This is a genomic window from Pelomonas aquatica (assembly GCF_026712205.1).
GTDB classification, from domain to species: domain Bacteria; phylum Pseudomonadota; class Gammaproteobacteria; order Burkholderiales; family Burkholderiaceae_C; genus Pelomonas; species Pelomonas aquatica.
The window spans coordinates 1-709 of record NZ_JAPPUW010000053.1 but is presented as its reverse complement, the minus strand read 5'-3'; the positions used below and the strand labels follow the sequence as shown (position 1 = coordinate 709).

Annotated in this window: 1 protein-coding gene; it reads left to right on the top strand. The window is 70.1% G+C overall.

The window, feature by feature from the left end; all coding sequences use genetic code 11:
- Positions 1–709 (top strand): NHL repeat-containing protein (locus NYP07_RS23880; RefSeq protein ID WP_268154710.1); only part of this gene is annotated, 709 nt, incomplete at both ends.

The following is a 709-nucleotide window of genomic DNA, read 5'->3' as shown; positions in this document are numbered from 1 at the left end:
GGGTGAGCGTGACGGGCACCAGCCTGGGCGACGTGGCGGTGGACGCCAGCGGCAAGCTCTGGGTGGGCGACAGCACCAACCCGGGCCACCTGCTCAAGATCGACCCGGCCACGGGCCAGACCCTGCAGACCCTCACGATGACGGCCGACTTCGGCACGCCCTACGCCTACAACTACCTCGGGCTGCAGGTACTCGGCGCGGCGATGAGCCTGGGCGGCACCAGCGTGCCCGCGGGCAGCCTGCTGGTCTTCAACGGCTACCCCAACCCCGACCGCGTCGTGGCGGTCGACCCTGGGACCGGCGCCGTCATCGCCGGCCTGACGCTGGACGCCAACTACGACCTCACCGGCGGCGCCTACAACGCGGCCAACGGGCACCTGTACATCACCGAGAACAACGGCCCGGGCAACCGCATCATCGAACTCGACGCCGCCACCGGCAAGCAAGTGGCGGCGATCACGGCGCCCTTCAACATCCAGAGCTGGTCGGGGCTGGCGATCGACCCGGGCACGGGCCACCTGTGGCTGGGGGCCATCAACGGCGGCGACCAGCTGGTGGAATACCGCATCGACGGCACGGGCGTGCTGACCGAGCTGCGCCGGCTGGACGCGTCGCTGCAGGGCATCAGGCGCAACGAGATCTCGGGGCTCTCCTTCGCGCCCGATGGATCGCTGTGGGTGGCCTCCACGCAGGGCGAGATCTACAAGCT